Here is a 224-nt window from a genome sequence, read left to right on the forward strand (position 1 = left end):
CGTGGGTGTACGGCGCGCTGGTTTCGCCAGCTTTGATGGTGACGGTAGCGTTGTTGCTCAGCGCCACGACCAGGTCGTGAGCCAGCGCGGTGTTGATGTGGACGGTGAAGGTCGGTTTGACGTTTTCAGCCACCGAAACCTGATCAGCGGTGATGGTGACTTTGACCAAGTCGCCTTCGTTGCCCGGAGTGCCTGGCTCGTCGGTGACAGCGGTGCTGACCGGA

The 224-nt window shown here is 61.2% G+C and carries 1 protein-coding gene; it reads right to left on the reverse strand.

Going from position 1 to position 224, the window contains the following annotated elements:
• Nucleotides 1-224, reverse strand: a 224-nt coding sequence (locus AC5PZ0_RS28385) for an immunoglobulin-like domain-containing protein (RefSeq protein ID WP_493856234.1), incomplete at both ends; no start/stop codon positions are given.

The organism is Pseudomonas sp. 5.2 (assembly GCF_059025405.1).